The following is a 10406-nucleotide window of genomic DNA, read 5'->3' as shown; positions in this document are numbered from 1 at the left end:
GATTACCTTTCCACTACTACAAGCATACAGCAAAGCCGTGCTAGAAGCATGGGGTTTTAGACCCATTTTTATGATAACCTCCAGATTGAGAGGACGCTCACCTTCGATCGAAAACAGTTTGAGGCTCGTACTATCTAACTGTAAACTGTCAACAGTCAACAATCAACTGTCAACGGCTATAGCGGTTCTCACAAAAGTGAGCTATGCCCTATGCCCGGTTTGCCCTAAGCCCCATGCCCCATGCCCCATCCCCCATCAAATTGAGTAACTACGAACGCTACCAGCAAGCGGCTTTCAATCGACCGGAGTTTTATCCAATAGATCAATCTGTGTCGCCGGAATATTACCGCCCCATTGCGCCTTGGATGGGGCGATTGATTTTGCCGGCCATTCACCAACGGCAAACGATTCAAGGCGCGTTTTTTGAAATTCATCACGCGCCTTGTGAATTTCAGCATTTGGTGGGACAAATTGCGATCCTGCGCTTTAGTGACGATCGCCTGGTGCAGGCCTACGTTCGGGCTGTGACGAAAGACGTGCATTTCAGTCCTCAAGCTGAACGCAGCCAACAACAAGGCAAAGTTCACCCAACCAGGCTCAATCACTGGCGACAAGTTAATCCCCTAGAGTCGATCGCAGGTTCGCATCCTCACGATGATGTAATTGTGATGCTGCAAGAACCCGTGGGTGTGGAACAATTTGCACAAAACACCATTCTGACCGTTGCTTGCGAACCAGTGCAAATTACCGGACGTTATTACGGGTTAGTGAAATTTGTGCGATCGATTCAGCCGAACAGTGATTTGTTTGAGGTAATTCACTTCGATCGCGCCTCGCGACAATTCGCGGGAGCTCAAGAAATCGTTAGCCTGCCTCCAGTAATTGCCAATAGCAATCAGACTCCTTTCTCCACCAGCAAAAACATTGAGAAATCGCCCCTAAATGAAACTGGATGGTATATTTACGGTGCGCCGGATCGATCGGGGCGATTTGTCGTGCAGGCGATCGCGCCTCGGAGTTTGTTGCAGGTTGAAGTTGACCGACAGATTGCAGGCAAAACCTCAGTTAAACACTACCTCAAACACGAGAATTGGAGCAATCTGGTAGCTCAGAAGGGAACAACCAGTAAGGCATTGCTTTGTTTCAAATCAAATCGAAATCCAGTTAAATGGCACGAAGGAAAACGAGCCTTACTGATTCACACCTATGGTGGGATTGGAGGCAAAAAAGCAGAACCAGCTACCAAAACTCCGCTCTACTTCGGGCATTTTGCTTACGGACTGGCGACAGTCGTGCGAGAACCACTGGCGAATGAACTGCGGTTTGATATTGTTTATCACCAAATCTACACGCACAACAAGGAGGGGCTGATTGCTGGGAGTTTGCATTGGTCGCGCTACATGGGCGACAGACAGTTTGGCTGCTTGGGTTTGCGCCCGGTTTGCGATACGATAATCGAATTCGATGCCTTCACGAGCGAGTATGAAACCCAGGACGGCCAGAAGCGATCGCCACTCGATCGATTGATTTACCAGTTAGAAATCATGGCGGCTCGTTACCGGATTGGCGATGGCACCGGAGGGACGTTTGTTGGGCCTGACTACAATTGCACTCAAGACTCCAATCAAGCTTTGTATGCAGCAATGCGGCAAATTGCTCGATCGCTTTTGTCTCTCCCAAATATCGAAGCATCGAAACAGCAACACCCCGAAGAATTAGATAAATTAAAGCAGTTAGAACAGTTGAGCAAAAAGTTAAAACGGCTGCTGTTACCCTGTGGAACCGCACGCGCCGACTGGAAGAATCAAGCTGAAGTTTTGGGCAGCACTTTAGAAGATCGTCCGCTGCAAAAGATTCGCCGAAGTTTGCTGAGTTGGCGCACAATTCTACCGCGTCTGACAAGCGATGAAGTGACTCAAGCCTTTCTCGAACAGGGTGGGGAAGCTTGGGTATTGCGAACAAATCAGGTGGGAGGTTTTAATGGAGAGATTGAACCTGTAGCGCCGATGACATTTTAGCCCGCTTTCCACAGCCCACCTGCATCCATATTTGAATGTTGTGGTGCCGAATTTGAAGTCAAAATTGTTTAAGAATAAAACATTGTTGTGTCCTTGTAGAAGTCGAGGCATTTTATGCACCTGACAACTGTCGCGGGCCCTGCGGGGCGACTCAATCTCACCGACACGGGCGCGGTAAGTGGCGAAGAACCACAAGCCATCCCCGTCCTGTTAGTACACGGTATGGCCTACGACATCGGAGTCTGGGACGAGACGAGCGCACTTTTGCGAGCAAATCTCGGTCAAAACCAGCGCATTCTGGCGATCGACCTCCGGGGCCACGGCGCATCCGATCCGCCCGCAGACGGCGACTACAGCCCCGACTCCTGCGCCGCCGACATCATCGCCGTCCTCGACGCGCTGAACATCCCCCAAGTAGCCCTTGTCGGGCACAGCTTGGGGGCTGTAGTCGTCCTCGCCACGGCCGCCTCCGCGCCAACGCGGGTGACGCGCCTCGTTCTGGCAGATCCGCCCGGTGACTTTAACTACCTGCCGCCGTCGGTGTACGAGGAACAGATGGTTCCTTTCCTCGCAGCGCTGGCGGGCGACGGCTACCGCGCTGCTGCAGAGGAAAAGTTCGCCCAAGCCCTCGAAGGCGCTACGGCTGCGACGCGCCAAACTACGATGGCGCGCCTCGCATCCACCCCGCGCGATCGGCTGATCGGTATGTACAAAGGTATGTTTGCTTACAGCGCCGTCGGTGCGATCGATCGCTACTTAGCAACTCCGGGCGCGCGAATCGCAGCAGTGATCGCACCCGCCAACTCATGGCCCTTCAGCCTCCACATACTCCGCCCCGAAATTGCCACCGCCGTCATACCCGAAACCAGCCACTGGTTGCAGCTTGATGCGCCCGTTCCCTTCACCGAAGCCGTGGTGGCTCAATTGAGCAGTCATTAGTTATTAGTTATTGGTTGTTGGTTATTGGTTGTTGGTTATTGGTTGTTGGTTATTAGTTATTGGTTGTTGGTCATTGGTCATTAGTCATTAGTCATATCGTTTCCGGTTGCATCGGAATGATGTTAACTGTTAACTGTTAACTGTTAACTGTCAACTGTTAACTGTGAATTTACTCTTCCGATGAAGAGAGGATTTGATATCATTGTTGGTACAGACGCGGTTTCAACCGCCCGATCGTAAAGGGGGTATGTTACTTCCCAAAATCACGGCTGCAGCAATCTAACAAAGCATCGAGTTCTCCAGCAACTTGCCAAGGATTTCGACCTTTCAAAAAAGCAGCGATCGCAGCTTCATAGGGATTTCTGCCAGTTTTTTTGACAGCCGCGATCGCCTCTTGGTTAGAAAATCCCCGCCCGCACACTAACCAAGCAGCCAAGACGTGTCCTGTGCGCCCGATTCCACCGCTACAGTGAACTACCACCCGATCGCCCGCGCTATCTGCAGATGCCAAAAACGGTAAAATGCGATCGATTAAGATTTCGCGACTGGCAAATTCAAAATCGGCGATCGGAGCCCAGCAAACGCGATCGCGCCCAAAAACATTTCGATAGCTTCCCAACAAGTCACCATAGCGGACGAGTTGAGTCTCAGCAAGCAAACAGCAAACTCGATCGATCTTCTGTCGCCGCATAAAATCAATCCACCGAGCAACTTCTGCATCGCCGTATCCCGGTTTTGCCGCACCAAACACAACTAATTCATCCTCAGAAGCCGCCGCAAATTTGTACATAATTATATTATAATTGATATCAAGTTATACTATTTAAATAAAAATGTATCTGAGTTGATTTGCGTCAATCTGCCTGACATCTGCAGTTGACTCAATCAAAATTTTACACGAGCAATCTAGTCCCGTCCAATTCTTCAATCAAAAATCAAAAATCGAAAATAGAATGAGTCCCAGCTTGCGAACAGTCAATGCTACCAGATATGTCACTCCTTTGCGCGAGGGAGGCTCGCTACCGGCGATCGTCGAAGCCGACGATGACGGTATGTACGTACTCAAATTTCGCGGTGCGGGTCAGGGAGCAAAATCTTTAATCGCGGAGTTAGTAGCCGGGGAAATTGCGCGCGCGATCGGGCTACCAATCCCCGAACTCGTGTTTGTGGAACTCGATCCCGAACTCGCGCGCACGGAACCAGACCCGGAAATTCAAGATTTAATTCGCGCCAGTGCAGGCCTCAACCTCGCCCTTGACTATCTTCCCGGTTCCATCACCTTTGACCCCGTAGCGGGCAAATCTGAGGCGGATCTGGCCTCGGAAATTGTCTGGTTCGATTCTTTTGTCACCAACATCGATCGCACGCCGCGCAATGCAAATATGCTGGTATGGCACCGCCGGCTGTGGCTGATCGACCACGGTGCGGCGATGTATTTCCACCACACTTGGAAAGATTATCTATCCCGCAGCCGCGATCGTTTTCCCGCAATTAAAGACCACGTTTTGCTGCGTTTTGCGAGCAATCTAGAAGCTGCAAACTTCAAGATGACTCAGATGCTAACCCCAGAAATTATTCGCAACATCGTTCAACTGATTCCCGATGTTTGGCTGGTGGGAAATTCGCCTTTCACCGACAGCAACCAGCATCGCGATGCTTATATTGAGTACCTGCTAAACCGGCTAGAATCAACACATATTTTTTTGGAGGAAGCGATTAGTGCCCGCTCGATTTCTGTATGATTATGCCATTATCCGCGTCGTTCCCAAAGTCGATCGCGAAGAATTTATCAACGTGGGGGCGATCGTTTCTTGCGGTACTAAAAAATTTCTCGAAGCCCGGATCGAAATTGACGAAGAGCGCTTGAGGGCGATCGACTCAACCTTAGATATGGAACTGATTCGCAACCACCTAGCAGTCATTCCCGTCATTTGTGCGGGCGGCCCGGAATCTGGCGCGATCGGTCAACTTCCCGACAGAGAGCGCTTTCACTGGCTCGTAGCGCCCCGCAGCACGATCGTTCAAACATCTAGGGTACACACTGGTTTGTGCGAAAATCTACCGGGTGCGATCGAACATTTGCTCAATACAATGGTGCGATAGTTTCGCAAGGTAAAAAAATGATCCAAATCGAACAAACAAATATGACCTTCCCGCTTTGGGGTTTAGCAATTTTCATCCTGTGGACGATCGCAGTTGTAGTCATGCTGCTAACCGTCAGGATTCGGCATCTATCTGCCGGCGGCTCTCCCAAAGATTTCGGCACACCAAACGATCAAAGTTTGCTGTGGCGACTATTTCGAGTACAATCCAACTTGGTAGAAAACCTGCCTTTGTATTTGGGAGTGGTTTTTCTGCTAACAGTTAGGAGTGTTTCAGGAACAGCCGTAGACGCGCTGATTGTAACCTACATCGTCTTTCGGTTGATACACTCAATAATTCACATTGCCGGCCTCGATCCCAAATTTCGGATTGTGAGTTTGGCAATTCAGTTAAGCTGCTTAGTCGCCTTAACTATTATGGCAATTTTGTAGTTGATGACTTACCCAACCATCGCATATATTGTAGGGTGCGTCAAACCAAAAATCTAATTATTTCCCACACAGCCTAAGTCTGACGCACCTGACACATCAAAATTTATGAACAGAATATTTCGCGAGCTCGCTCTGATTGTAATCGTATTAAGCTGCATTACTACTGTTTTAATTCAGCCATCCCAATCGGCCTTAACCGCACCAACTCCAGCGCGGGAATCTCCGCATCGACAAGGAGATGTCGCTCAAACAATCAATTTTGGACGGCACTTTCAAGAATTAGGTGTTGAAGGGGCGATCGCCATTTATGACTTGAATGGCGATCGGCTTTACCAACACAACCCGCAGCGCAACAGCACAGCTTTTTTACCCGCATCTACATTTAAAATTCTCAACTCCCTGATTTCCTTAGAAACAGGCGTAATTTCCAATGAACTTGCAATTCTCACTTGGGATGGAATTCAAAGGCAAATTCCCGCCTGGAATCGAGACTTGAATATGAGAGAAGCCATCAAACTTTCCGCAGTCTGGTTTTACCAAGTTCTCGCACGCCGAGTCGGACACGAACAAATGCAAAAATGGGTAGCAAAAGCTGATTACGGCAACCAAAACATTGGAAAAAAAGAGGATATTGATAAATTTTGGTTAGAAGGAGAACTGCGAATCACACCCAACCAGCAAATTCAATTCTTGCGCCGTCTCCACAAAAACGATTTACCCTTTTCCGAGCGATCGCTCTCTCTAGTTAAAGATATCATGATTGTAGAACAAACTCCCAATTACACAATCAGGGCAAAAACAGGTTGGGCTGGATTTGGAGAACAAACAAAGGCGGAAATTGGCTGGTATGTCGGTTATTTAGAGCAGAATAAAAATGCTTACTTTTTTGCCACAAACATTGACATCCGCAGTACAAAGGATGGAGCAGCTAGAATTGAGTTAACGCGCCGCTGCTTGAAGGATCTGGCGCTGCTTTAAATGCTTTATCTGTTCTTTAATAAAAAGCGTGTCAATAATTCTTCTAAAATATTACCATTTCATATCTTGAAAAACATCTGCGTGTAAGCTGTTGTGCAAATAAACATTGTATATTTTGATGACAATCAAAAATCCTCTCCCCCTCTCCCTTTCTCCCCCTCTCCCTTTCTCCCCCTCTCCCCCTCAATCGCCATACACAATCTATATGAGTAACAGTTTATCTGTGTTAATCTGCCTCAATCTGCGGTTTCCAGATCGCTTAAAAAATCACGCTATAAGTTTACCAATTGTTAATTACATTTTTCCAAAGCTTACCAAAACTCAAAATCTTTTTAATACTTAACAATTTATTTTGCGAAATGCGGGTGACAACTCCTGTATCAAAAGGCTAAGCTAGTTGCAAGCTTTGGAACTAGGCACGAACCGCAGCCAATTTCACTCGCCTTTAAAATATGGCAAAAGAATTAGCAATAGACACTCGCGGACTCACCAAACAATTCGATCGCCATATTGCCGTCAATGACATCGACTTGCAAGTCGCCGCCGGCGAAATCTGCGGGCTGATCGGCCCCAACGGTGCCGGCAAAACTACTTTGCTGCGAATGTTAGCCGCCGCTGAAGAACCTACTACAGGGGAGATTTATATCAACGGCTGTCCCTTGTTGCGCGATCGATCTAACCCCACTCTAAAACAGCACATCGGCTTTCTTCCCGACGACTTTCCCCTGTACGACGACCTGACTGTGTGGGATTATTTAGATTACTTTGCTCGACTCTACAACTTGCGGCAACCCCGCCGTCGAGAACGCATTTATGCAGTTTTAGAACTCGTGCAATTAACCAACAAGCGCAACAGCTTAATTTCCACTCTTTCGCGGGGGATGAAACAGCGCCTGAGTTTGGGACGAACTATTATTCACGAACCGCTGTTGCTGCTGTTAGACGAACCAGTTTCGGGTTTAGATCCGATCGCGCGATCGCAATTTCGCGAAATCATCAAAGCTGTGCAACAAGCCGGCATGACCGTAGTCATATCATCCCACGTTCTCAGCGATTTAGCCGAACTTTGCACTTGGGTGGGAATTATGGAACTCGGTTATCTTGTCGAAAGCGCCCCTTTGCAAGAACTTTACAAACGACTGGGAAAACAGCAAATTTTCCTGTCAACTTTGGGCGATTTAGCAGCGCTGACATCCGAACTCAAAAACTTTCCTTGGGTAGAAAGTTGGGAAATATTGCCGGAAACTCAGCAGGTGTGCGCTCATTTTTCAGGAAGCCGGGAAGATGCAGCGAATTTATTGCGATCGCTCGTCAATGCTAACATTCCCCTCACGGAATTTCACTGCACTCAAGAAAACCTAGAAACCATCTTCCTGAAGATGGGACACAAACAAGCATCTTGACAGTTGACAGTTGACAGTTTAGGGCGACTTTTTCAATCACTACTCAAAACTATTACCTATGAATCTCAACATACTAGACACAATCGGTAACTGGAATTCCCAGTTATTCCGAGAAATCAAAGGCCGGCTGAAAATAGGCAAAATTGCGATCGTCAGCTTTCTTTCTCTCAGCGCTCAACTGGTGCTGTTTTTATTTTGGAGTGCCCAGATACCCGTTGTCTCTCCTGTTGCTGAGGGCAATTACCCCACTCACAACCTATTCTGCGCTGGACTTGATGGTAATCCCCAAGGTTATCACACCCAATGTATCCAAGATGCTGCAGGAAATTTCATCATTAACTGGCCGTCTTGGTGGCTGCAAATATTTGTTTATCTGAGTGTATTTAGTGCGATCGTGCTATTAGTAGCAGGCACCTATATGCTAGTGAGCGACTTAGACAAAGAAGAACGCCGGGGCACGCTCAACTTTATTCGCCTCAGCCCCCAATCTGCCACCACAATTTTTCTCGGCAAAATTCTCGGTGTCCCAATTTTACTGTATCTCGCAGCAATTCTGGCTGTACCGCTGCACCTCTACAGCGGATTAGCAGCTCAAATACCTCTGCATCATATTTTATCTTTCGACATAGCAATGGTAGCTAGCTGTGCTTTATTCTACAGCGGCGCGATGCTATTTGGCTTAACAACCAGTTGGTTGGGAGGGTTTCAACCTTGGTTGGCTAGCGCTGCGGTTTTGACTTTTATTACCACAGCTTTTAATGTATCGTCATTCGGCAATGCTGCTGATTTTCTGACATTTTTGTCTCCGGCTGCTGTCTTCAAACAGGTAGTTTCTCACGTTAATCCGTCATCAGATTCTAACCTTAGTTGGTTAATTAATAAATTCACCCATGTCGAATGGTTTAATTTGCAGGTTGGCGAAAATCTTTTGGCTTGTACCGCCTTATCTTTATTGATTTCTGCGGTTGCAACCTACTGGATGTGGCAGGGATGGCAGCGCCGCTTTCCCAACCCGACCGCCACTGTTTTGAGCAAAAAGCAAAGTTATTTGCTGGTGATTTGCTCTCAGTCAATAATTTTAGGATTTGCACTGCAATCCAAAATCACAAGTAGCGAAAACACCTTGTATTTATTGTTCATGAATTTCGTGCTGTTATTAGCTTTAATTGCTGCTTTAACTCCTGAAAGACAAGCTTTGTCTGATTGGGCAAGGTATCGAAAACAAATCGTTCCCAGCAATCATAAATTGTGGCGGCGCTACCCCATACTCGATTTAATTTGGAGCGAAAAAAGTCCGGCACCAGTTGCGATAGCCATCGATTTTTTCATTTCAACAGTGATTTTTATACCTGAGATACTGGTATCGCGCAATGCCTTTTTATTCATGATTCTCTTCGTGAATATCCTCATGATTTACGCCACAGTCACCCAGCTATTCTTGTTTGCAAAAATCCGAAACCAGGAAATTTTGGCGGTTTGTACAGTCGGAGGCGCTATCATTTTGCCACCAATTATTCTATCTATGCTTTCCCTCACCCCAGAAAAAGCTCCTTTCATGTGGCTTTTTTCAGTCCTTGGGGGCTTGATTGTGGGGAGCGCCTCACCACATACCATTTTTCTCTCGATACTCGGCCAGTGGACTGTCTTGGTGCTGCTGAACTTGCAATTGAGGCGACAACTCCGACTCGCAGGCGAATCAGCCTCTAAACAACTGCTGAGGGCCTGAAAATGGGGGAGCGATTTGATTAACCTTTTTTCAGCAATGACTAACTAATAGGTTGGATGATGTAAACTAGCAGTTTCCGTCCTTTATCCTTGTCCTTGTATTTAAGGAGTTTGAGTATCCCTAAATACAAGGATGAGTTATTTTTATAAATAATGCGGGCTTCTTTTATTAAAATTTTTAATTTAATATCAAATCTCAAGTTGGTTGATTTAAAAATCTAAGATTTCTCTGATAACACTCTTCAAATCTGCATCAGCAGGACGTTTGGCAAACTGCTCGTGACTGTAAATCCAAACGAGTTTAATCGTGCAAGTAGTTGCGTTAACCAGGTACATTAGTCTAATCTGTCCCGAAGCTCCTTTAGCAATCCTAAAATCCAGCTTGTGAAATGTCCATTCTTCTGGTAATTTAAGTTTTCCCGGTAAAGGCTCATTACGGGCATTGTTGGGATACTGGTCATCAATTAATTCTTCTACAACTTTTGAAATCAGTTCAACAAAGCTAGATCCGTAAATTTTTGCAAGTTTTTTAAAGGTATCGGCTCAATAAGTAGGGGAAGGAGTTATTCTAGTTGCCAAGACAAACCCAAGGGATGAAGAGAAGATTTTTCGCGAATAATAGTGGAGAGAGAGGGAATAATTCCAAGTTGAGAAATTCGGTCACGGACATAATCAAAAAAACTGATTCCCAACTGACGAGTAGTAGCAACAAGAGACATAAAAGTATCCCAAGCTTGAGTACCCTCAATTGTCTGAGTTGCATAGCTAATATTACGTCGCTGCACCATAGTTCTGGCAGCTAACTCAGC

Annotated in this window: 10 protein-coding genes and 1 pseudogene; 8 read left to right on the top strand and 3 right to left on the bottom strand. The window is 46.8% G+C overall.

All coding sequences use genetic code 11. The annotated features are described in order from the left end of the window. The first annotated feature begins 203 nt into the window (after nt 1–203). Nucleotides 204–2018, top strand: coding sequence for an abortive infection protein (locus QT998_RS27080; protein WP_333218206.1), 1815 nt, complete (start codon nt 204–206; stop codon nt 2016–2018). A gap of 114 nt (nt 2019–2132) precedes the next feature. Next, a complete protein-coding gene (locus QT998_RS27075; protein ID WP_333118370.1) occupies nt 2133–2957 on the top strand; it encodes an alpha/beta fold hydrolase in 825 nt (274 codons plus the stop codon). A 250-nt stretch (nt 2958–3207) separates the two neighbouring features. On the opposite strand, the gene QT998_RS27070 is transcribed toward QT998_RS27075, so the two are convergent. Beyond that, nucleotides 3208–3747 carry a protein-tyrosine phosphatase family protein gene (locus tag QT998_RS27070; protein WP_333118373.1) on the bottom strand — a complete coding sequence of 180 codons (540 nt, stop codon included), beginning with the start codon at nt 3745–3747 and terminating at the stop codon, nt 3208–3210. Between the two features lie 163 nt (nt 3748–3910). On the opposite strand from QT998_RS27070, the gene QT998_RS27065 reads away from it, so the two are divergent. The 6 genes from QT998_RS27065 (at nt 3911) to QT998_RS27040 (ending at nt 9598) form a co-directional block, all read left to right on the top strand. Further along, on the top strand, nt 3911–4699 hold the full coding sequence (locus tag QT998_RS27065) for a HipA family kinase (RefSeq protein WP_333118375.1): 789 nt from the start codon (nt 3911–3913) through the stop codon (nt 4697–4699). Further along, complete coding sequence (locus QT998_RS27060; protein WP_333118377.1) at nt 4677–5060, top strand: DUF3037 domain-containing protein; 384 nt, start codon at nt 4677–4679, stop codon at nt 5058–5060. The genes QT998_RS27065 and QT998_RS27060 overlap by 23 nt, the downstream gene beginning before the upstream one ends. A 17-nt stretch (nt 5061–5077) precedes the next feature. Next, complete coding sequence (locus QT998_RS27055) at nt 5078–5491, top strand: MAPEG family protein (RefSeq protein ID WP_333118379.1); 414 nt, start codon at nt 5078–5080, stop codon at nt 5489–5491. Between the two features lie 105 nt (nt 5492–5596). Then, complete coding sequence (gene blaOXA / locus QT998_RS27050; RefSeq protein WP_333118382.1) at nt 5597–6469, top strand: class D beta-lactamase; 873 nt, start codon at nt 5597–5599, stop codon at nt 6467–6469. A gap of 452 nt (nt 6470–6921) precedes the next feature. Next, nucleotides 6922–7872, top strand: a complete 951-nt coding sequence (locus tag QT998_RS27045; protein WP_194071266.1) for an ABC transporter ATP-binding protein — start codon at nt 6922–6924, stop codon at nt 7870–7872. 58 nt (nt 7873–7930) lie between these two features. Further along, the gene (locus tag QT998_RS27040; protein WP_333118388.1) at nt 7931–9598 is read left to right on the top strand and encodes a hypothetical protein; all 1668 of its coding nucleotides are present in this window, start codon (nt 7931–7933) and stop codon (nt 9596–9598) included. A 209-nt stretch (nt 9599–9807) separates the two neighbouring features. Here the strand turns inward: QT998_RS27040 and QT998_RS27035 are convergent, their stop codons facing one another. Together QT998_RS27035 and QT998_RS27030 are read right to left on the bottom strand one after the other, a co-directional pair. Next, a complete protein-coding gene (locus QT998_RS27035) occupies nt 9808–9933 on the bottom strand; it encodes a hypothetical protein (RefSeq protein ID WP_333118389.1) in 126 nt (41 codons plus the stop codon). A 227-nt stretch (nt 9934–10160) separates the two neighbouring features. Further along, nucleotides 10161–10406 (bottom strand): annotated as a pseudogene (locus tag QT998_RS27030) (hypothetical protein); the annotation flags it as partial.

Source organism: Microcoleus sp. S1D4, assembly GCF_036700765.1.
In the GTDB taxonomy this organism is placed as follows: domain Bacteria; phylum Cyanobacteriota; class Cyanobacteriia; order Cyanobacteriales; family Microcoleaceae; genus Microcoleus.
The sequence above is the reverse complement of the archived record's forward strand: the minus strand, read 5'-3'. Positions and strand labels throughout refer to the sequence as shown.